The organism is Cohnella abietis, from assembly GCF_004295585.1.
In the GTDB taxonomy this organism is placed as follows: Bacteria; Bacillota; Bacilli; order Paenibacillales; family Paenibacillaceae; genus Cohnella; species Cohnella abietis.
In genome coordinates this window covers 5151973-5172500 of the sequence record NZ_AP019400.1, presented here as the reverse complement: position 1 = coordinate 5172500, position 20528 = coordinate 5151973, and the positions used below count along the sequence as shown (strand labels likewise).

Below are 20528 nucleotides of genomic sequence, written 5' to 3'. Positions count from 1 at the left end.
CAAAGGCGGCAACAGATTTGATCCTAAAGCGACTACAACAAGAGCGGAAGCCGTTACGGTTCTGTTAAATTAGTGGTTCTATGAGCTGGAATGACAAGGACATTCCAGCTTGGGCGAAAGGCGCAGTAGGCGCTTTGAATAAGCTTGAACTTGTATCAGGCAAAGGCGGCAACAGATTTGATCCTAAAGCGACTACAACAAGAGCGGAAGCCGTTACGGTTCTGTTAAAAATGCTAGAGCAGAAGAGTAAGTAAAAGGATTAAATAGAAGAGGTTATTCCACTGACCCGGAGGAATAGCCTCTTCTTGTCAAATAGATCGATTTTGCTTATTGCGATAATATAATAAGCGGAAAGGGCTTGAACATGAAAGTTCCGACAATCAATGCAGCCAGGGAGTTTGACATGATGTTTGAATTGCAGGGTTATCGAACGATAGAAATGCTCGGAGACCAAGAGGATATCAGCTTATATCGGTTGCAACGTTATGAGGATAGGCTGAGTGTCATTGCCATGACGACGCGCGAGGCGTATCCGGACGAGAAACAGGTATCGGCCTTTCAATATCAATACGATATGCTTCGTAGGTTGGACGGCAGGGGTACGTTGGAAGCGTATAGCTTGGAGACCGAATCGGATCGTCCGTTTTTGCTTCTTCAAGATATTGGCGGAAAAACACTCGATCAAATGATGCGTTTGCGTGGAGACGGCCAGGGGTTACCCGAGCTTCTTCGTGTTGCTGTAGCAATTGCCGACAGTCTGATGAAAATTTATCGTGAGAAAGTTACGCTTCATGAGATTACACCTTGTCATATTCTAGTCAATTTGGAAACCTACGAAGCCAAGTTCGTCGATATTCGCCTGTGTTCTAGCGAATTCGATAAGAGCCCACTGTCTTCCTTAACGGGCCGTCCGGATTCGCTCCTGCCTTATATTTCCCCAGAGCAGACGGGCAGAACGGGAGTGGTGCAGGACTATCGTTCGGATTTTTATTCGCTAGGCGTTACCTTATACGAATGGTTGTCCGGCAGCTTGCCGTTCGAGCTAAAAGACGTGCTGAACATCGTCTATCATCATCTTGGAATCGTACCTCAACCGCTTCATGATAAGCATGCCTCTATTCCTAGGGCAGTGTCCGACATTATCGGTAAATGTATGGAGAAAAGCTCTGATGCTAGATATGAGAGCGCGTATGGGCTCAAGTCGGATTTGGAGACCTGTTTGACCATGCTGGAGAAAATGGGGAAGGTAGAATCGTTCCCGCTGGCCTAGCGGGACATTTCGAATCAAATGATCATTCCGTCGTGCCTCTACGGTCGGAGCTCTGAGCAAGCGTTTCTTCTCGACGCGCTGAAACGCACGACAGAAGAAACGGTAGAGTTTGTCGGAGTAAGCGGCGGAGGCGGAATAGGAAAAACCTTCTTCGTCATGGAAACCCTTCGTAATGCGGTGCCAAAGGAAGGGGTGTTTGCCAAGGGTAAATTCGATTCTCAAAGTGCTTCACCCCCTTACTCTGTATGGATTCAGGCAATCGATGAATTGGTTGGTCAACTATTGATGGAGAGCATGTTACAGAACGAAGTATGGAAGTTACGCATTCTGGACGCTTTAGAGGGTTATGCACAAATCCTGATTGAACGGGTTCCCAAGCTGGAATTGTTGATCGGACCACAGCCGGCTATACAGCCGCTACCACCGCTTGAGGCCCAAAGTCGGTTCCATCTCATTCTGAATCGTTTTTTTCAGCTGTTTGCGTTCCGGGAAAGACCTCTTGTTCTGTTTCTTGACGACCTTCAATGGGCGGACGAAGCCTCGCTTCAATACTTGGCTTATTTATTGGAAGATTGGAAGACGAAACATCTACTTGTCGTCGCGGCTTATCGGGAAGAGAAGTTTAGGGTGCCAAATGCACTAAGCCACATTGAGATTCGATTAGCGAAGCGAGGCGCGACAATGAGCCGGATTCATCTAAACCCGCTGCAATCTGCGGATTTGAAGCATATGCTGAGTGATGCTATGCGCGATATCGACGGTCTTGTCTCGGTACTGTTGCAAAAAACGGATGGGAATCCTCTGTTTCTCAAGCAAATCCTTCAAGATTTGTTCGAGGCAAAATTAATCGAATTCGATGAATATAGCGGACGATGGCTATGGAATTTATTGCATATAACCGAGACTAACGTTGCTGATAATGTCGCTGCATACATTTCGGTGAAGATTAAGCATCTGCCTTCTTCCACCGCACTAGCGCTCAGTCGAGCCGCATTCTTAGGAAGCTCATTTGCATTGGAGAGCCTACTCCCTTTTGTCGAACACTCCGCTGACGAATTATCGGGCATTCTGGATTATGCCGTACGCGAAGGATACCTACAAGTATTAAGCGAGGTTGACAGTCAGTACAAATTTCAGCATGACCGGATTCAGCAAGCAGCTTATGAGTTACTCGAAGATTACGATTGCTCCGACCTGCATATGAGAATAGGGATGTCGCTGGCGCAACGCTTGAGAATGGTCGGAGACGTCAACGAGTTTGAAGTAGTCAACCATTTGAACCGTGCATTAAATCACTTTGAGCGCCCAGAACAAAAGCTGGAATTGGCTGATTTGAATTTGCTAGCAGGATTGAAAGCGAAGCAATCTACCGCATATGAGACCCTCTGGGATATATGCGTCAAGCCGTGGAGCTACTGGTAGAGGTCGATTGGGATAAACACTACACGCTCGCTTTCCGAGTTTTTAGGGAGCGGGCGGAACTCGAATTTCTATGTTTTAATTTCGACGAGGCGAACGAGATGTTCCAATTGTTGCTGACGAAAGCGACCTCCAATGTGGACAAAGCGCTTGTCTATAACATCATGATTCGATTGGAATCGAGCCAGGACAATTACGCGGAGGTCATCTCCTTGGGATTTCAAACGTGTGTCACGACAGCTGGCGCAAATATAAGCCGGAGCTACTTGAGACATTTAGCGAGCATGCTGGCAAAGTAGGGCTGGAGTCTGGAGATCTGTGGCAAGGAAATCAGAGTGTGCTAATCAGCTGCGGTTTGATGTTACAGTTCGGGTATCCGCTTAGGGAAATTTACGAACGGATGCTTGCGTCTTCCGGTGAGTTTCGACGCCATAACAACGAGCTTTTATGGAAGCAGGCGACCATACTGGTTGCAACCTGTGAGCGGCTTACTGGATATCGTGCGTCCGGAGATCCATACCCGGTCGATGAAGTGTGCAAGCCGGGCTTTAGCGAATCGGTTCATGGTGATAACCCTCAATTGATTGAGGAAGAGGTCTGTGGGTATCACTATATTCCGGATTATATCTTAGGTCGTTATCAAGAGGCGAACGAGTGGTTGAAGAAGTCAGCGGCGATTATCGCATTGCGCCCGACGGACATTATTAATACTCATCATTTCACATACGAGGCGCTCGTCTGGGCACAGCTCTTCGAGGAGCTTCCTTCAAAAGAACAACGAGCGTGCTGGTCAGGCTTGCGTGAACGTCTTAAGAGAATACATGTATTTGCTAAGCGTTGCCCAGAAAGCTATTGGCATAAATACTTGCTAATTAAAGCCGAAATGGCCCGGCTGAAGCGGAAAAGTCGGCAAGCCGAACAGTTGTACTCTCAATCGATTGAGTGGGCTAGAACCTACGGTCTTATCCATGATGTAGCCATAGCTGCGGAATGCTGTGGTAAATATGGAATTAGTCAAGGTAAGCTGCATCTGGCGAAAATTTATTTAACGGAAGCGTATGAATCCTATCTCCAATGGGGTGCAAACGTGAAAGCGGCTGATATGGAGCAACAATACGTCCATCTTCTGAATATCAAGCGGGAGTCGGGGATAGAGCGCATCGATTATTCCTCCGTGGCTCAATCCGCTCAAGCAATGTCCGGCGAAATGGAAATGGGTAATTTGCTGGACACGATGATGCGTACGATGCTTCAGAATGCGGGAGCAGATTTCGGAGCGCTCTTATTCGAGGAGGATGGACTGTCGAAGTGTTTGGAACGGCAGAGGAGCTTAACATCGGATCCATCCCGATTGAGTCTATCCCTATTGAGCAGCATCATATGATGCCCGCAGCAATTGTCGGTTACTCTATTAGAACGGGAGAGCAAGTCATTCTGCATGATGCCGCCAAAGAAGGGATGTTCACCCATAACCCTTATGTGAAGAACAATGGGATAAAATCCATCCTTTGCCTACCGATTATGCATCAGAATAAGAAGATTTGCATGCTCTATTTGGAGAATAAGCTATCACCTAACGTGTTCACGTCGGAGCGGTTGGACGTCTTGAAGCTGCTCGCGGCGCAATCTGTCATCTCTATCGCGAATGCCAAGCTGTTCACGGCCATTCAAGAGCTGAAGAATAGTTTGGAGGATCAGGTGAAGGAGCGGACGCGCAGCCTGGAGCGCTCGATGCTAGAGACTTCCGCGGCGCTGGCTGAAGTATCCGTCTATGAGGAACGAAGCCGTATCGCGCAGGAAATTCACGATATTGTCGGACATACGCTTACCTCGACGGTTATCCAGATTGAAGCGGGCAAACGACTGATGAGTAAGGATGCCGGGGAAGCCACGCAACGGTTAAAAGAAGCGCAAGATCTCGTCCGCCATGGCTTGAACGAAATTCGGAGCTCCGTACATATGCTGAAAGAGGACAGGTACTCCGATCTTTCAGCGATGCTGAATCAATTAATGAGAGATACGGAGCGTAATACTGGAGTGATCATCTCATCGGAGATGGAGGAGCTAATTGAACTGCCGACAACTCACAAGAAGACGATCTATCATGCGTTGCAGGAAGATTTGACGAATGGGATTAGACATGGAGGAAGCGCGGAATTCCGATTCAGCTTACATAGCGTTGATTCGAAAGTATGTTTCAGGCTTGATGATTTCGGGAAGGGTTCAGAAACAATTAAGATGGGCTTTGGGTTGAGAGCGATGAAGGATCGCGTGGAGCAATTGGGCGGCACGCTCGCAATCGACTCCCGGCAAGAACAAGGTTGCTTATTGAGGATCGATTTACCCTATCCATCACGGAAGATTGAGGATTAATAATGAAGAAGATCAAGCTTGTTATTGCCGACGATCAGATGCTGACGCGGGAAGGACTTCGGACAATACTGGATTTGGAAGACGACATGGAAGTCGTCGGATTGGCTAAGAACGGCGAGGAAGTCTGCATCTTAGTAGAGCAGCTTCAGCCGACTCTTGCTTTGCTAGATATACAGATGCCGGTAATGGACGGTATTGCCGCGCTAAAAAGGATCAAGATGAGCTGTCCGGACACGCGCATTTTGATTCTTACGACCTTTATCGATACGGATTACATCGTCGAAGCAATGGCTAACGGAGCCAACGGCTACATGCTAAAAGACATGGACGGGGACAAAATGATCGCCTCGATCCGCGATACGGCTGCCGGCCAGTTCGTTCTTCCGGCTGCCGTCGCGGCTAAATTGGTAATGAGAGTGAATCAGATCGCTGGGGATTATGATTATGGACATAAATCAAGCCTCGATAGCTTCAAACTGACAGAACGGGAAGAGGAGATCGCAAGACTTATTCTACGTGGATTGAATAACCGCGAGATAGCCGACGCTCTGCATATTGCTGAGGGGACGGTCAGAAACTACATTAGCAGTCTATATAGTAAATTGAATGTCGTCGATCGGGCACAAGCCATCATGCGTCTTCAAGGTCTTAATTGACATAATCATTAGTACGAAAGCGCCCTTAATCAGTGGCGTTTTTTCGTTAATTCAGGCGCGTTAAGGGTTGCTTTAAAAGGGACACTTGAACAGCGCGTTAACTTGGTATTACTGGCATGTGAGGAGTTCTTTATGCTGAAAAAGTGGAGTCCTCTGTGAGTCAGACGCACCCGAGAGCGTTCTGTGGGATTGGTTGAGCAATGCTAGACGAAAGTAGATTAATATTAAATACTGCAAATTTTGTCGAATGAACTGTTGACTTTGTGTATCGTTCTGTGATAAATTACATCTCGCTGCTAAAAAAGCTTGAGCAAGCAGCCGTAGTAAATAATGACCACCAAGAAATGGAATAAAAAAAGTTCTTGCAATTACGGTTCGGTCTGTGGTATATTATAAAAGTCGCCGTTAGCGATAACGAGACAAAATGGTAACAGTAATTGTTCTTTGAAAACTGAACATTGAGCGTAAGAAAACGAACAAATCGTCGAAGATAACTTTGGTTATCGGAAGACAAACCAGTTGTAAAGATTGAGCCTCAAAGGCTCTTTAATACGAGGCTTCGGCTTCACTATTATGGAGAGTTTGATCCTGGCTCAGGACGAACGCTGGCGGCGTGCCTAATACATGCAAGTCGAACGGATCTTGTTTAGGAGCTTGCTCCTGAACTTGGTTAGTGGCGGACGGGTGAGTAACACGTAGGCAACCTGCCCATAAGATCGGGATAACATTCGGAAACGAATGCTAAGACCGGATAAACAATTTGATCGCATGGTCGAATTGGGAAACGCGGAGCAATCTGCGGCTTGTGGATGGGCCTGCGGCGCATTAGCTAGTTGGTGGGGTAATGGCTCACCAAGGCGACGATGCGTAGCCGACCTGAGAGGGTGAACGGCCACACTGGGACTGAGACACGGCCCAGACTCCTACGGGAGGCAGCAGTAGGGAATCTTCCACAATGGGCGAAAGCCTGATGGAGCAACGCCGCGTGAGTGAGGAAGGCTTTCGGGTCGTAAAGCTCTGTTGCCAGGGAAGAATAAGGGTGAGAGTAACTGCTCATCCGATGACGGTACCTGAGAAGAAAGCCCCGGCTAACTACGTGCCAGCAGCCGCGGTAATACGTAGGGGGCAAGCGTTGTCCGGATTTATTGGGCGTAAAGCGCGCGCAGGCGTTCTTTAAGTCTGGTGTCTAAGTGCGGGGCTCAACCCCGTGATGCACTGGAAACTGGGGAACTTGAGTGCAGAAGAGGAGAGCGGAATTCCACGTGTAGCGGTGAAATGCGTAGAGATGTGGAGGAACACCAGTGGCGAAGGCGGCTCTCTGGACTGTAACTGACGCTGAGGCGCGAAAGCGTGGGGAGCAAACAGGATTAGATACCCTGGTAGTCCACGCTGTAAACGATGAGTGCTAGGTGTTGGGGGTATCATGCCCTCGGTGCCGAAGTTAACACATTAAGCACTCCGCCTGGGGAGTACGGTCGCAAGACTGAAACTCAAAGGAATTGACGGGGACCCGCACAAGCAGTGGAGTATGTGGTTTAATTCGAAGCAACGCGAAGAACCTTACCAGGTCTTGACATCCCTCTGAATCCTCTAGAGATAGAGGCGGCCTTCGGGACAGAGGAGACAGGTGGTGCATGGTTGTCGTCAGCTCGTGTCGTGAGATGTTGGGTTAAGTCCCGCAACGAGCGCAACCCCTAAACTTAGTTGCCAGCAGGTTAAGCTGGGCACTCTAGGTTGACTGCCGGTGACAAACCGGAGGAAGGCGGGGATGACGTCAAATCATCATGCCCCTTATGACCTGGGCTACACACGTACTACAATGGCCGGTACAACGGGCTGCGAAACCGCGAGGTGGAGCCAATCCCAACAAAGCCGGTCTCAGTTCGGATTGCAGGCTGCAACTCGCCTGCATGAAGTCGGAATTGCTAGTAATCGCGGATCAGCATGCCGCGGTGAATACGTTCCCGGGTCTTGTACACACCGCCCGTCACACCACGAGAGTTTACAACACCCGAAGTCGGTGGGGTAACCCGCAAGGGAGCCAGCCGCCGAAGGTGGGGTAGATGATTGGGGTGAAGTCGTAACAAGGTAGCCGTATCGGAAGGTGCGGCTGGATCACCTCCTTTCTAAGGAACCCTTCGGGGTTATAAAAGTCCATAGCTACTTCGGTAGGATGGCAATTCGTTTCTTACGCTCAAGTTCAGTTTTGAAAGAGCAATCCTCTTTCAGTAATAAATTAAATACCTTGTACCTTGAAAACTGGATAGCGAAACAAAGCGCGAAGAAGAGTAGTATCATCTATGCCTTACTAGTGTCTACTATGTATGCGTAGAGATATCGATTCTGTTCGACTCATGCACGAGCGTTACTGTCGCCCATCTCTGATGGGAGCTTGGTAATGAGCGGGCATCGGAGAAACAGCAATCGATATCTCGGAGCATTGGTTAAGCTAATAAGAGCGCACGGAGGATGCCTAGGCGCCAGGAGCCGAAGAAGGACGCGACGAACAGCGATATGCTTCGGGGAGCTGTAAGTGAGCTTTGATCCGGAGATTTCCGAATGGGGAAACCCAGCTACCGTAATGGGTAGTTACCCTCGACTGAATACATAGGTCGTTGGAGGCACACCAGGGGAACTGAAACATCTAAGTACCCTGAGGAAAAGAAAACAAAAGTGATTCCGTCAGTAGCGGCGAGCGAAAGCGGAGAAGCCCAAACCTAAGAGCTTGCTCTTAGGGGTTGTGGGACGTCTCACATGGAGTAAGAAAAGAGAGTATTAGGCGAAGAGGTCTGGAAAGGCCCGTCACAGAAGGTAAAAACCCTGTAGCCGAAAGTACTTTCTCTCCGAGACGGATCCCGAGTACCGCGGGACACGAGAAACCCCGTGGGAATCCGGCAGGACCATCTGCCAAGGCTAAATACTTCCTGGCGACCGATAGTGAAGCAGTACCGTGAGGGAAAGGTGAAAAGCACCGCGGGAGCGGAGTGAAAAAGAACCTGAAACCGTGCGCTTACAAGAAGTCAGAGCCCGATCTAGGGGTGATGGCGTGCCTTTTGTAGAATGAACCGGCGAGTTACGTTCACGTGCAAGGTTAAGCTGATGAGGCGGAGCCGAAGGGAAACCGAGTCTGAATAGGGCGAATAAGTACGTGGTCGTAGACCCGAAACCGTGTGATCTACCCCTGTGCAGGGTGAAGGTGCGGTAACACGCACTGGAGGCCCGAACTCGTGAACGTTGAAAAGTTCTGGGATGACGTGGGGGTAGGGGAGAAATTCCAATCGAACTCGGAGATAGCTGGTTCTCCCCGAAATAGCTTTAGGGCTAGCCTCGAGGTAAAGCATCGTGGAGGTAGAGCACTGATTGGGTGCGGGGCCCGCCAAGGGTTACCAAGTCCAGTCAAACTCCGAATGCCATGTATGTATACTCGGGAGTCAGACAGCGAGTGCTAAGATCCGTTGTCAAGAGGGAAAGAGCCCAGATCATCAGCTAAGGTCCCCAAGTGTGTGTTAAGTGGGAAAGGATGTGGAGTTGCGAAGACAACCAGGATGTTGGCTTAGAAGCAGCCACCATTTAAAGAGTGCGTAATAGCTCACTGGTCGAGTGACTCTGCGCCGAAAATGTAACGGGGCTAAACACACCACCGAAGCTATGGCATGACACTATGTGTCTTGGGTAGGGGAGCGTTGTATGCGGGTAGAAGTCAGACCGTAAGGACTGGTGGACTGCATAGAAGTGAGAATGCCGGTATGAGTAACGAAAAGACAGGTGAGAATCCTGTCCGCCGAAAGCCTAAGGGTTCCTGGGGTAGGTTCGTCCGCCCAGGGTAAGTCGGGACCTAACGCGAGGCCGAAAGGCGTAGTGGATGGACAACAGGTTGAAATTCCTGTACCACCGTAATCCGTTATGAGCAATGGGGGGACGCAGGAGGAGAACGACGCAGACTGATGGAATAGTCTGTCCAAGCAGTAAGAGGGGAGTGTAGGCAAATCCGCACTCTGATACCTCAAGCTGTGATGGGGAGGGAAAATCACAGTACCGAAGGTCATGTACCCACGCTGCCAAGAAAAGCCTCTAGCCAGGAGAAGGTGCCCGTACCGCAAACCGACACAGGTGGGCGAGATGAGAATTCTAAGGCGCGCGGAAGAACTCTCGTTAAGGAACTCGGCAAAATGACCCCGTAACTTCGGGAGAAGGGGTGCCCCGGTAGTGTGAATAGCACGAGGGGGCCGCAGTGAAGAGGCCCAAGCGACTGTTTAGCAAAAACACAGGTCTGTGCGAAGCCGTAAGGCGAAGTATACGGGCTGACGCCTGCCCGGTGCTGGAAGGTTAAGAGGAGTGGTTAGGGGCAACCCGAAGCTATGAATTGAAGCCCCAGTAAACGGCGGCCGTAACTATAACGGTCCTAAGGTAGCGAAATTCCTTGTCAGGTAAATTCTGACCCGCACGAATGGCGTAACGACTTGGGCGCTGTCTCAACGAGAGATCCGGTGAAATTTTAGCACCTGTGAAGATGCAGGTTACCCGCGACGTGACGGAAAGACCCCATGGAGCTTTACTGTAGCTTGATATTGAACTTTGGTACGGTCTGTACAGGATAGGTGGGAGCCTTTGAAGGTGGAGCGCAAGCTTCACTGGAGGCGCCGTTGGGATACCACCCTGATCGTATCGGAGTTCTAACTCACTACCCTTATCGGGTAGGAGGACCGTGTCAGGCGGACAGTTTGACTGGGGCGGTCGCCTCCTAAAGAGTAACGGAGGCGCTCTAAGGTTCCCTCAGCGCGGTTGGAAATCGCGCGCAGAGTGCAAAGGCATAAGGGAGCTTGACTGCGAGACCTACAAGTCGAGCAGGGACGAAAGTCGGACTTAGTGATCCGGTGGTACCGAATGGAAGGGCCATCGCTCAACGGATAAAAGCTACCCTGGGGATAACAGGCTTATCTCCCCCAAGAGTCCACATCGACGGGGAGGTTTGGCACCTCGATGTCGGCTCATCGCATCCTGGGGCTGAAGTAGGTCCCAAGGGTTGGGCTGTTCGCCCATTAAAGCGGTACGCGAGCTGGGTTCAGAACGTCGTGAGACAGTTCGGTCCCTATCTGTCGCGGGCGTAGGAAATTTGAGAGGGGCTGTCCTTAGTACGAGAGGACCGGGATGGACGCACCGCTGGTGTACCAGTTGTTCCGCCAGGAGCATCGCTGGGTAGCCAAGTGCGGAAGGGATAAGCGCTGAAAGCATCTAAGCGCGAAGCCTGCCTCAAGATGAGATTTCCCAATTCGTAAGACCCCTGGAAGAACACCAGGTTGATAGGCTCGGGGTGGAAGCGCGGTAACGTGTGTAGCTGACGAGTACTAATCGGTCGAGGGCTTATCCTAACGAATAGACACCTGTAACATGCAAGATCACCAACTCTTCTTCCTGCTTTGTTTCGCATCCAGTTTTCAAGGCGCAAGCTTTGTGAATGTATTTGTGACGACTGTGTCGACACAACTGGTCTGGTAATAATGGCGGAGGGGTTCCACGCGTTCCCATCTCGAACACGACCGTTAAGCCCTCCAGCGCCAATGGTACTTGGACCGCAGGGTCCTGGGAGAGTAGGACGTTGCCAGGCCGGAATTACATTTTAGCTTTAAGTTATGCTTATATTCCCTGATAGCTCAGTTGGTAGAGCACTCGACTGTTAATCGAGTTGTCACAGGTTCGAGTCCTGTTCGGGGAGCCATTTGGAGAGGTGTCCGAGTTTGGTCGAAGGAGCACGATTGGAAATCGTGTAGGCGTCTAAAGCGTCTCGAGGGTTCGAATCCCTCTCTCTCCGCCACAGAAGTCCTTTATAAGCATGGCCCCTTGGTCAAGCGGTTAAGACACCTCCCTTTCACGGAGGTAACAGGGGTTCGAATCCCCTAGGGGTCACCATTAATCTTAAAGAATTATCAAGATTGAGTTGCAATACATAGGCGATATAGGGTATGATAAGAAATGTCGCTTCAATAAGCAATCAGTCACTAACGACGCGGGGTGGAGCAGCCCGGTAGCTCGTCGGGCTCATAACCCGAAGGCCGCAGGTTCAAATCCTGCCCCCGCAACCAAATGAATTACTTACTAGCATGGAGCTGTGGTGTAGTGGCCCAACATGCCTGCCTGTCACGCAGGAGACCGCGGGTTCGAATCCCGTCAGCTCCGCCATTTATTTTTTACAACGTAGTAAGGCTCGATAGCTCAGCTGGTAGAGCAGAGGACTGAAAATCCTCGTGTCGGCGGTTCGATTCCGTCTCGAGCCACCATTTAATTAAATAACGCGCCGACTTAGCTCAACTGGTAGAGCAACTGACTTGTAATCAGTAGGTTGGGGGTTCAAGTCCTCTAGTCGGCACCATTTCTTATCTCCTAACGTGGAGGATTAGCGAAGTGGCCAAACGCGGGAGACTGTAAATCTCTTCCTTCGGGTTCGGTGGTTCAAATCCATCATCCTCCACCAGTTTTATCTCTACATAGGGGCATAGTTTAAGGGTAGAACAGCGGTCTCCAAAACCGTTAGTGTGGGTTCAATTCCTGCTGCCCCTGCCAAAGAGTTTTAATATCCCGATCATGGCGGTCGTGGCGAAGTGGTTAACGCATCGGTTTGTGGATCCGACATTCGGGGGTTCAATTCCCCTCGTCCGCCCCATTTTTACTAAGATTAAATTAAAGCTTGTTGGGGATTAGCCAAGCGGTAAGGCAACGGACTTTGACTCCGTCATCCAAGGTTCGAATCCTTGATCCCCAGCCATTCATATGCGGAAATAGCTCAGTGGTAGAGCATCTCGTTGCCAACGAGAAGGTCGCGGGTTCGAGCCCCGTTTTCCGCTCCATAATCTTTAAGCCTTTGGCGCCATAGCCAAGTGGTAAGGCAGAGCTCTGCAAAAGCTCTACCCCCAGTTCGAGTCTGGGTGGCGCCTCCAAAATCCTTACAGTATGCGCCCTTAGCTCAGCTGGATAGAGCGTTTGACTACGAATCAAAAGGCCGGGAGTTCGAATCTCTCAGGGCGCGCCAAGTAAGGGAACTAAATATGCCGGTGTGGCGGAATGGCAGACGCGACGGACTCAAAATCCGTTTCTCGCAAGGGAGTGGGGGTTCAAGTCCCTTCACCGGCACCACTACTTAAACAAGTAGCTTTTAAGACGCAATTGCGTATCTTAAAAGCTTTTTTTGTGTTCTTATTCATATTACTGCTACTTTCAAATCTTTCAGGGTTCGCCAAGTAAGGGGAATTGATTGAGCGGCATACGCTGTGGAGGACTTATAGCCTGTCTGGACGAAACAGGGGCACACGGCTTAAACTGAGGTATTGTGTGAAGTTTAGAAGAGAAAGTCGTTAAGGAGGCTCCATTGTGAATTATAATGCACCGGAATGGGCGGAGTCCCGATTTCCAAACTATACGGCTGTCAGTATTCAGGCGTTATATTGCGGCAGCGAGCTGCCCATTTACAATATTTGCAGTGAGCTTCCGTTGCTGATTGCCGTTTCCAGTGGCAGCGGAAGCCTGCACACGCAAGAGCAAACTTATGAGCTGGCAGAAGGGAGCGCGATGTTTCTGCCTGCCAACACCTATGTAACGCTGCTGACGGCACGCGGCAAGCCGCTGCATGCCTACCAGTTATCTATCAGCACGTTGCCACCTGTCGTCCCGGCTGCTGCGGTCGCATCGACAAAGCCTAGCGCGTTGCTGGCAGCCGCCGGGATTCTTTACATGCCTGCGGCAGCTACGATTGTCACTTATATGGAGGAGCTCTACTTCCATCGCCTTCCCGTACGGGAGCTGCGCCATGCCCAGAACCAATTGTTGCTGCACCAGTTAGTGCTAATGCTGCTGGAACTGCATGAAGCGAGCAGTGCTGCCAGTGAGCAGCGGGGGATGGAGCAGAGCGTTACCTTTATCGAGCAGCATTATGCAAGTAAAATAACACGCGAGCAGCTTTCCAGCATTGCGGGGGTAAGTGAAGCCCACTATTCTGTTCTTTTTAGGCGTCTTGCCGGGTGCTCGCCAAGTGAATATATTTCGCGTCTGCGTATTCATCGGGCAATTGAATTGCTTAAAGGTACTGGTGGGATGCTTCGCGACATTGCACAGAAGGTCGGATACAAGGATGAATTTTACTTAAGTCGCCGGTTTAAGCAGCAGACTGGCCGCTCGCCCTCAAGCTATATGACAGAGGCGCCACAGCGTATTGCAGCACTTCTAACCCCTTATGGGGGACATCTGCTGACACTTGGTATCAAGCCTAGCGTTGAAATGCTGGAGCAGAGCGGGTTCATTGAAGCGGAAGGGCTCAATTTTGCTGAAACGACCGTTTTTTTTGACCCGGAATGTACGCTTGAGCAGATTAAGGCTGCGCTTGCGGAGACGAATACCGAGCTTATTATTACAACGCGTCAGTCGCTGATGAATTGGGGACCAACGCCGGAGCAACTGCGAGTGGCTGCACCTGTAGTTGAAGTTCCTTGGCTGGAGGTCGGCTGGAAAACTCACTTGCTGCTTATCGCCAAAGCGGTCCATCGCAGTGAAGCGGCAGAGCGGTGGCTGGCAAATTTCGAGCGTGAGGAGCTGATGGCACGGCAGCATATTCAAGCTTTACCTGTAGCGGAGGAAGTCATTACGATTTTAGTGCTGGACCCGAAGGAGCTGCGGGTATACGGTGCGCGCAATGTCGGGTATACCATTTACCATTCGCTGGGGCTGCGCCCGCCAGCAATAATTGGAAAGGCGCTGGAGGAGTATGGCGAACAGTTTCATGCCATTCCGATCGAAGCCGAGGAGCTTGGCGATTACGCGGGGGATCGCTTGCTGGTCATTGTTTTTTCAGATGCTACAGGCTCAATGGCTCATGCTGACCGCATCTTTGAGTCAACCCATTGGCAAAGCCTGCCCGCCGTTCAGCGTAAGGCAATTCATATGCTGGATCAGGAGGAGTGGGTTCCGTACAATCCGATTTCCATTTCGTTGCAGCTACAGCGTGCGGTAGCTTTATTTGATTCGATTCGCTATTAATAGTCCAAATGCAAGTCCGAACAATAGGGTATGGATAGCGGAATTGTTTCCCTCTATAATGAAAAGCATGTAATTGATAATGATTTTCATAATCAAAGAGCTGGGGGAATTCCATTGTTTAGACGTGCTTTACTGTTATGTTGCATTACCATTCTGATGTTTGCCGTGCTTAGTGCTTGTGGTTCGAAAACGGCTGAGACGCCTACCACGCCTCAAAATGAATCCAAGGTGGAGCAGGGAAAGGAGCAAGCGGACCAAGCTGATACTGGAGCTGAAGCCGTTAAGAAATATACAGATATTAAAGGGGAGAAGGAAATTCCTACGCATCCTCAGAGAGTCGTTACCGACCAGTATTTGATGCAGATGCTGTCGCTTGGCAGCGTTCCTATAGGTGCGGTTACCTATCAGCTGGAGGATAAAATTTCGATGGAAACCGGCTTGATCGGAAACGTACAGGATATCGGCTCGCCTGTTAATTTAGAGGCAGTTGTAGCCTTGAACCCGGATCTTATCATTACCGCTAATGAAGATCTGTACGAGCAATACTCGAAAATTGCAACGACAGTGCTTCTGCCATGGACGGCATTTAATGCTTTCGAGCAGGTCGAGCAAGTCGGTATTTTGCTTGGCAAGGAGAAGGAAGCGGAGGAATGGCTTGAGAAGTTCCGCGCCAAGGAAGCAGAGTACAAGCAAGCAGCAGCGGCGCTCATGAGCCCGGATGAGACAGTCAGCATATTTGCCATTATGGGCAAAAACGATCTTCGGGTCTACGGGCAGCGCAATATTGGCTATGTATTTTATCGTTCGCTCGGCATTAAAGCACCGGCAGAGGTACAGAAGCTGTATGAGGGTAAGGAAGATGAATTTGTCTATGCAGATGCGTCACAGGAGATGCTACCGGAGTTTGCAGGGGATAATATTTTGCTGATGGTTCGTAACGGAGATGAGGATAGTCAGACCCTGTACAAAGATTTGCTGGAGAGCGGCTTGTGGAAAAACATCCCGGTTGTCAAAAACAAAAAGGTGTACATGTTAGATGAGGATTACTGGTTCATCTACAACTCCTTGGCGCTAAATTATCAGCTCGAAAAGTCGGTCGATATTGTGAAAGAGCTGAAAAAATGATGCTTCGGGTTTTAGATTTAACTGCTACTTTCGAATCTCTTAGGGCGCGCCAAGTAAGGGAATAGAGGTATGTTCAAAAGAGCTAATCCCATAAATAAAAGAGCCTTCAAAACGACTATAAAAGTGGTTTTGAAGGTCTTTTTGTAAACAGCCCGTTACTCGTTCACATCACTTCGAAATGGCAAGCTATTGTAATACATACCCGCCATCAGTAAATAAAGTGGTGCCTGTTGTATAGGTATTTGTCATTAAATAAATAACAGAATGAGCGATCTCATTCACATCGCCTACGCGTCTTAAAAGCGCCATACCCTCATACGCCTCGTAGGCTTCTTTGCGATCTTTCTCCGTCTTTATCGTACCTGGGGATACTACATTAACTCGAATCGGTGCCAACTCAATAGCAAGCGCCTTACCCAAGCTTTCAATGGCCCCATTACATGCAGCATACGAGGCAACCCCAGGGATAGGTCTTTGACTCGCTGCGCCCGACATTAGAACAATAGATCCTTCCTTAGCGATATAAGGGAGAGCGTGTTTTGCAGCATAGTATTGCGGCCAAAATTTATTCTGAAAGCAGCTCTCTGCTACCTCTTTATCAGAAGTAATCGGGCCAAGCACATAAGCTGCTCCTGGAGTGAACAAGTGATCAAACTGACCAACTTGATGGAAAAATGATTTTAGAGAATCTTCATCCTTATTATCTACCTGTAATATTTGCAACAAATCACTGTTGATTTCGGATTGCGCTTGCTTTAGCTTTTCTAATGACCGCCCTGCAATCACGACATTTGCACCTTGCTTAACTGCTTCCTTTGCTGTACCCAGACCAATTCCTGTACTACCGCCTATAATTACAACTCGCTGATTTGTTAGATTCATGGTGTCTTCTCCCTCAAGTCTCTTTTACTTTTATTCATAGGATAACACATCACTAGCGCTGCCATGCAAGCAATCTTATTAAAGTGTCATCGTTAGAAAAGGACTGCTACAAGCGGATTGACCTGGACCACGGAGAGTGATATAACGTTGCGAGAACGTAGAACCTTGGCGGAGAGTAGCCAGGGCTGTTTGTGTTTAATATAGTAGCAAATAAAATAGAGATAACATGTATAATTAACTTTATAGAATGTAAACTAAGGGAGATTTTAGATGCCAAGAAATCATGAAAAAGACATTCAGCTTCGTGAAGATAAGAAAAAACATATTCTGAAATCAGCACTTCCGCTTTTCGTTGCCAATGGGCCTCAAGCTACCACCATTAGCGAAATCGCTAAGGCAGCGGGAATGAGTAAGGGACTTATTTATAACTATTTTGAGTCCAAAGAAGAGCTATACAGTATTTTGGCTGCAGATATATTAGGTATGTCGGAAAAGGATGCGAACGATCTTCTTTATGTAATGGAAGGAACGCCTTGGGACAGGCTATGTAAAGTGGCCAAAGATGTAGTTATCCGGCGTATATCTAAGCTAATTGGAGACGAAGGGATTGGGATGCAGTTTAATTTGGCATTTTCCATGCAATTCTTAAACTTTCAACAACTACCCGAGCCCTATAAGAATAATGTGAATCAGGCCTATGATTTTAACAGGCGCACGATAGCTGAATTATTTAAACAAGGACAAGAAAGTGGACAGCTAATAGCAGGACCATCATACCAGCTTGCCATTCACTATTCATCTATAGTTAATGGAATGTTTATGGAAAATACAAGGAATGAAGGAATCTTTGATGAGATTGCCGTTGAGAATGCACTTAAGCTGTTTCTTCGTTAAAAAGCAGGAAAACCTTGAAAAGCCTGCGGAAACGTTGGTTTTATAAGGAAAGTGCGGCTGAATATATGTTAGCAAGCTCTCTACTTGATCATGTAGAGAGCTTTTTAGCATGAATGGATGATGAAAAAATAAAATTGACAGCAGGCGGGGAACTTAATATAATAAGCTACAGGTTGAACGCGCGGTCAACCTGTGGTGTAATCCCGTGTATTCCTATCCGATAAAATCACTTAAAGGATATCGTTCGAGCTAAAAAAATGAGGTGTAATAATGAAACGTTCATTTAACAAATTGAAGCTGGTCACTGTAATGACCGTAGCTTTTGCCATTATCCTATCAGGTTGCAGCACTGGCAACACGAAATCTTCGGCAAACACACAATCAACCTCAGAAGCTTCAGATTCTTCCAAAGCAAGCGGTGGAAATTTGACCTTTGCTCTTGCGGGTTCTCCCAATACTTTAGATGTAGGGGAAACCTCATCTGATATTGAATTCCGAATCGGTCGCAATTTGTTCGATAGTCTCGTGGGAGAACTGCCTGATCATACAATTAAGCCTTGGCTTGCAGAATCTTGGGACATTTCACCTGATCAGAAGAGCTACACGTTCAAGCTCCGACACGACGTTACTTTTCACGATGGCACGCCATTCAATGCTGCTGCGGTTAAATTCAACTTTGACCGGAGTGCTGACCCGAAGGGCACGTCAGTATATGCAAAGCAGCTACTTGGACCGTATGAATCATCTGAAGTTATTGACGAGTTTACGTTGAAAGTCAATTTCAAAGAAGCATTTACTCCTTTTTTAAGTAATGCGGCTAAATCAACTCTAGGTATTCAATCACCTGAGTCGTTCAAGAAATATGGTGATAAAGTCGGCCAGAATCCTGTAGGTACAGGGCCCTTTAAGTTTGTTTCTTGGTCGCCAAATGCAGAAATCGTCTTAGAGAAAAATGCCGACTATAATTGGGCATCTCCTGCAGCGACTCATAACGGTCCAGCATATGTGGATAAGCTAGTGTTGAAACTTATTTCAGAAGAAGCAACTCGCGTAAGCAGCTTACAAAGCGGTCAGGTACTTGCTGCTGAATCGATTCCAGCACAAAACATTGTTGCATTGAAAAAAGATTCCAACTACCAAATACACCAGGTTCTTCTCCCAGGCGCCACATATGCACTAACCTTTAATAACCAGAAAGCGCCATGGAACGATGTGAATTTGCGTAAAGCAGTACAATCTGCTATCGACGTCGATTCCATCGTGAACTCTCTCTACCTAGGTACATTTCCACGAGCATGGAGTTCATTGTCTCCTTCAACTTTGGGGTATGATACTTCCTTAGAAAATGGATATAAGGTGGATTTGGATAAGGCCAAGCAGTTGCTAGAGGAAGCTGGTTGGAAGCTTGGTTCAGATAATATTCGAGAAAAAGACGGCAAACCCCTGACAATGAATTATATCGACTTAACAGGTAACAGGGAAAAACGTGAGGATATTATAAAAATCGTACAGCAGCAGCTAAAAGCAATTGGAGTTAAATTGACTCTTTCGATTACGGCAGCCGGCCCATACGTGGATGCACTTAAATCTGGTAGCTATGATCTAGCAGGCTTAAGCTTTGCTGGAGGTGATCCTGATATTTTAAGAACGTTGTACTCAAGAGCGAACTGGTCTACGAATGAATTTGCTAACTCTAACTTTGCTCGATTCTATGATCCTGAGATTGAGCAATTGTTGACGGATGGCTATCAGGAAGCCGACCCTGAGAAACGGATTGGGATTTACAAAGAATTGCAGCAATATTTCGTGAAAAACGTGGTTACTATTCCTATGTATGTTTATCCATACACAGTAGCTTCAAGCAAGAAGGTAAGCGGAATTGCATTTGACTTTCCAGGGTATCCGGTTTTCTATGATGCAGTGATTTCAAATTAATAAGCAGGAGGTGGGAGGTGGGAATGCTTAAAGTAATCGTAAATCGATTATTGGTCTCTGTTGTGGTGTTACTTGGTACCTTAACGCTTGTATTCTCCCTTCTTCATTTACTGCCTGGAGATCCTGTGAATATTAAGATCGCTGGTAACCCGGTTTCACCTGAGGTCGTGCATAATCTGAGACATGAGTTTGGATTGGATCTGCCGCTGTATAAACAGTACTTTCAGTATGTCGGCAAAGTGTTTCACGGGGATTTTGGGAAGTCACTTGTTGATAATGAAGCAGTAATGGTCAAGCTGATGACACAGTTCCCTGCTACAATCTCGTTAACTCTACTCAGTATGGCCATTGCCATTATGTTAGGCGTGTTGTTGGGAGTCTTGTCAGCAGTCTATCGCCATCGCAGCCTTGATCACTTGATTCGATTGCTCAGTCTATTTGGAATTTCAATGCCTACGTTCTGGGTGGCCATCTTGTTTGTACTCATATTTTCTGTTCATTGGCAGTGGCTTCCAGCCTCGGGTGTTGGTGGCTTCCAATATCTTATTCTCCCTGCTGCTTCAATGGGGATTGTTGGGGCTGGGCTCATTGCCCGCATGGTACGTGGCAGCATGTTAGAGGCAATCAATGAACCGTTTGTTCGGACGCTACGGGCAAAAGGTCTACCAGAGAGAACGGTTATGTATCAACACGTACTGCGGAACGCCCTAATACCTGCAGTGACAATGATCGGTATGCTGTTGGGTGAGCTATTGGCGGGTGCGGTTGTTATTGAATCTGTTTTCGCTAGACAAGGCATAGGAAGAATCATTCTTGATGCTATTATGGCGAAGGACTTGCCTGTTGTCCAAGGAGCTATTCTTCTAACAGCTTCACTCTATATCATTGTTAATCTTATTGTTGATCTCTCTTATGCGATCATCGATCCCAGAGTTCGTGAAACTTAACTAGTA

The 20528-nt window shown here is 48.2% G+C and carries 14 protein-coding genes, 15 tRNA genes and 3 rRNA genes (1 of these 32 running past the window's edge); 31 read left to right on the top strand and 1 reads right to left on the bottom strand.

Translation table 11 applies throughout. From position 1 onward, the window contains the following. The 28 genes from KCTCHS21_RS22865 to KCTCHS21_RS22750 form a co-directional block, all read left to right on the top strand. Nucleotides 1-73: the final stretch of an S-layer homology domain-containing protein gene (locus KCTCHS21_RS22865; protein WP_130613722.1), read on the top strand. Its footprint begins 80 nt before the window's first position; the window shows 73 of its 153 coding nt (coding positions 81-153); the start codon falls outside the window, past its left edge; the stop codon is at nt 71-73. A 7-nt stretch (nt 74-80) separates the two neighbouring features. After that, entirely contained in the window at nt 81-254 is a 174-nt protein-coding gene (locus tag KCTCHS21_RS22860) for an S-layer homology domain-containing protein (protein ID WP_130613720.1), read from the top strand. A gap of 110 nt (nt 255-364) precedes the next feature. Further along, on the top strand, nt 365-1270 hold the full coding sequence (locus KCTCHS21_RS31810) for a serine/threonine protein kinase (RefSeq protein ID WP_232058266.1): 906 nt from the start codon (nt 365-367) through the stop codon (nt 1268-1270). Nucleotides 1271-1288: 18 nt separating this feature from the next. Further along, complete coding sequence (locus KCTCHS21_RS31805; RefSeq protein WP_232057931.1) at nt 1289-2692, top strand: ATP-binding protein; 1404 nt, start codon at nt 1289-1291, stop codon at nt 2690-2692. Then, a complete protein-coding gene (locus KCTCHS21_RS31800; protein ID WP_232057930.1) occupies nt 2665-2988 on the top strand; it encodes a hypothetical protein in 324 nt (107 codons plus the stop codon). Before KCTCHS21_RS31805 ends, KCTCHS21_RS31800 begins: the two co-directional genes overlap by 28 nt. A 59-nt stretch (nt 2989-3047) precedes the next feature. Further along, nucleotides 3048-4073: a hypothetical protein gene (locus KCTCHS21_RS31795; RefSeq protein ID WP_232057929.1), complete on the top strand. Its 1026-nt coding sequence runs from the start codon at nt 3048-3050 to the stop codon at nt 4071-4073. Next, the gene (locus KCTCHS21_RS31790; RefSeq protein WP_232057928.1) at nt 3998-5062 is read left to right on the top strand and encodes a GAF domain-containing sensor histidine kinase; all 1065 of its coding nucleotides are present in this window, start codon (nt 3998-4000) and stop codon (nt 5060-5062) included. The genes KCTCHS21_RS31795 and KCTCHS21_RS31790 overlap by 76 nt, the downstream gene beginning before the upstream one ends. A gap of 2 nt (nt 5063-5064) precedes the next feature. After that, nucleotides 5065-5718: a response regulator gene (locus KCTCHS21_RS22850; protein WP_130613718.1), complete on the top strand. Its 654-nt coding sequence runs from the start codon at nt 5065-5067 to the stop codon at nt 5716-5718. Nucleotides 5719-6288: 570 nt separating this feature from the next. Further along, nucleotides 6289-7844: ribosomal RNA gene (locus KCTCHS21_RS22845) — 16S ribosomal RNA — on the top strand. Nucleotides 7845-8160: 316 nt separating this feature from the next. Further along, nucleotides 8161-11087, top strand: a 23S ribosomal RNA gene (locus KCTCHS21_RS22840). Between the two features lie 119 nt (nt 11088-11206). Next, nucleotides 11207-11323, top strand: a 5S ribosomal RNA gene (gene rrf, locus KCTCHS21_RS22835). The 16S, 23S and 5S rRNA genes sit together here with 15 tRNA genes alongside, the layout of an rRNA operon. 35 nt (nt 11324-11358) lie before the next feature. Beyond that, nucleotides 11359-11434 (top strand) — tRNA-Asn (locus KCTCHS21_RS22830). 3 nt (nt 11435-11437) lie between these two features. Further along, nucleotides 11438-11530 (top strand) — tRNA-Ser (locus tag KCTCHS21_RS22825). A 20-nt stretch (nt 11531-11550) separates the two neighbouring features. Continuing rightward, nucleotides 11551-11625, top strand: a tRNA-Glu gene (locus KCTCHS21_RS22820). 96 nt (nt 11626-11721) lie between these two features. Next, nucleotides 11722-11798, top strand: a tRNA-Met gene (locus KCTCHS21_RS22815). 20 nt (nt 11799-11818) lie between these two features. Continuing rightward, nucleotides 11819-11895: transfer RNA gene (locus KCTCHS21_RS22810), tRNA-Asp, on the top strand. 22 nt (nt 11896-11917) lie between these two features. Next, a tRNA-Phe gene (locus tag KCTCHS21_RS22805) sits at nt 11918-11993 on the top strand. A 16-nt stretch (nt 11994-12009) separates the two neighbouring features. Next, nucleotides 12010-12085: transfer RNA gene (locus tag KCTCHS21_RS22800), tRNA-Thr, on the top strand. 18 nt (nt 12086-12103) lie between these two features. Then, nucleotides 12104-12187 (top strand) — tRNA-Tyr (locus KCTCHS21_RS22795). Nucleotides 12188-12202: 15 nt separating this feature from the next. After that, nucleotides 12203-12276, top strand: a tRNA-Trp gene (locus KCTCHS21_RS22790). A gap of 24 nt (nt 12277-12300) precedes the next feature. Beyond that, nucleotides 12301-12376 (top strand) — tRNA-His (locus tag KCTCHS21_RS22785). Between the two features lie 28 nt (nt 12377-12404). After that, nucleotides 12405-12478, top strand: a tRNA-Gln gene (locus KCTCHS21_RS22780). Between the two features lie 7 nt (nt 12479-12485). Then, nucleotides 12486-12560, top strand: a tRNA-Gly gene (locus tag KCTCHS21_RS22775). Between the two features lie 16 nt (nt 12561-12576). Continuing rightward, a tRNA-Cys gene (locus KCTCHS21_RS22770) sits at nt 12577-12650 on the top strand. Nucleotides 12651-12665: 15 nt separating this feature from the next. Continuing rightward, a tRNA-Arg gene (locus KCTCHS21_RS22765) sits at nt 12666-12742 on the top strand. An 18-nt stretch (nt 12743-12760) separates the two neighbouring features. Then, a tRNA-Leu gene (locus KCTCHS21_RS22760) sits at nt 12761-12846 on the top strand. Nucleotides 12847-13080: 234 nt separating this feature from the next. Next, entirely contained in the window at nt 13081-14739 is a 1659-nt protein-coding gene (locus tag KCTCHS21_RS22755) for a helix-turn-helix domain-containing protein (protein ID WP_130613716.1), read from the top strand. 114 nt (nt 14740-14853) lie between these two features. Continuing rightward, nucleotides 14854-15864: an ABC transporter substrate-binding protein gene (locus tag KCTCHS21_RS22750; RefSeq protein ID WP_157994106.1), complete on the top strand. Its 1011-nt coding sequence runs from the start codon at nt 14854-14856 to the stop codon at nt 15862-15864. Between the two features lie 186 nt (nt 15865-16050). Here KCTCHS21_RS22750 and KCTCHS21_RS22745 read toward each other — a convergent pair whose 3' ends face one another. Then, nucleotides 16051-16746 (bottom strand): SDR family oxidoreductase, encoded by a 696-nt coding sequence (locus KCTCHS21_RS22745; protein WP_130613711.1) that lies wholly within the window; start codon nt 16744-16746, stop codon nt 16051-16053. A gap of 270 nt (nt 16747-17016) precedes the next feature. Between KCTCHS21_RS22745 and KCTCHS21_RS22740 the strand changes: the two genes are divergently transcribed. The 3 genes from KCTCHS21_RS22740 to KCTCHS21_RS22730 all read left to right on the top strand — a co-directional run bounded on the left by KCTCHS21_RS22740 (nt 17017) and on the right by KCTCHS21_RS22730 (nt 20522). Next, the gene (locus KCTCHS21_RS22740) at nt 17017-17640 is read left to right on the top strand and encodes a TetR/AcrR family transcriptional regulator (protein WP_130613709.1); all 624 of its coding nucleotides are present in this window, start codon (nt 17017-17019) and stop codon (nt 17638-17640) included. 270 nt (nt 17641-17910) lie between these two features. Then, entirely contained in the window at nt 17911-19575 is a 1665-nt protein-coding gene (locus KCTCHS21_RS22735) for an ABC transporter substrate-binding protein (RefSeq protein ID WP_130613707.1), read from the top strand. A 23-nt stretch (nt 19576-19598) separates the two neighbouring features. Next, nucleotides 19599-20522, top strand: coding sequence for an ABC transporter permease (locus KCTCHS21_RS22730; protein WP_130616664.1), 924 nt, complete (start codon nt 19599-19601; stop codon nt 20520-20522). Nucleotides 20523-20528: the final 6 nt, after the last annotated feature.

Excerpts from the sequence above, each read along its gene's own strand:
- KCTCHS21_RS22745 (WP_130613711.1), bottom strand. The coding sequence starts at position 16,746 with ATGAATCTAACAAATCAGCGAGTTGTAATTATAGGCGGTAGTACAGGA.
- KCTCHS21_RS22850 (WP_130613718.1), top strand. The coding sequence starts at position 5,065 with ATGAAGAAGATCAAGCTTGTTATTGCCGACGATCAGATGCTGACGCGG.
- KCTCHS21_RS31810 (WP_232058266.1), top strand. The coding sequence starts at position 365 with ATGAAAGTTCCGACAATCAATGCAGCCAGGGAGTTTGACATGATGTTT.
- KCTCHS21_RS22730 (WP_130616664.1), top strand. The coding sequence starts at position 19,599 with ATGCTTAAAGTAATCGTAAATCGATTATTGGTCTCTGTTGTGGTGTTA.
- KCTCHS21_RS22740 (WP_130613709.1), top strand. The coding sequence starts at position 17,017 with ATGCCAAGAAATCATGAAAAAGACATTCAGCTTCGTGAAGATAAGAAA.
- KCTCHS21_RS31795 (WP_232057929.1), top strand. The coding sequence starts at position 3,048 with ATGTTACAGTTCGGGTATCCGCTTAGGGAAATTTACGAACGGATGCTT.
- KCTCHS21_RS31800 (WP_232057930.1), top strand. The coding sequence starts at position 2,665 with ATGCGTCAAGCCGTGGAGCTACTGGTAGAGGTCGATTGGGATAAACAC.
- KCTCHS21_RS22735 (WP_130613707.1), top strand. The coding sequence starts at position 17,911 with ATGAAACGTTCATTTAACAAATTGAAGCTGGTCACTGTAATGACCGTA.
- KCTCHS21_RS31805 (WP_232057931.1), top strand. The coding sequence starts at position 1,289 with ATGATCATTCCGTCGTGCCTCTACGGTCGGAGCTCTGAGCAAGCGTTT.
- KCTCHS21_RS22860 (WP_130613720.1), top strand. The coding sequence starts at position 81 with ATGAGCTGGAATGACAAGGACATTCCAGCTTGGGCGAAAGGCGCAGTA.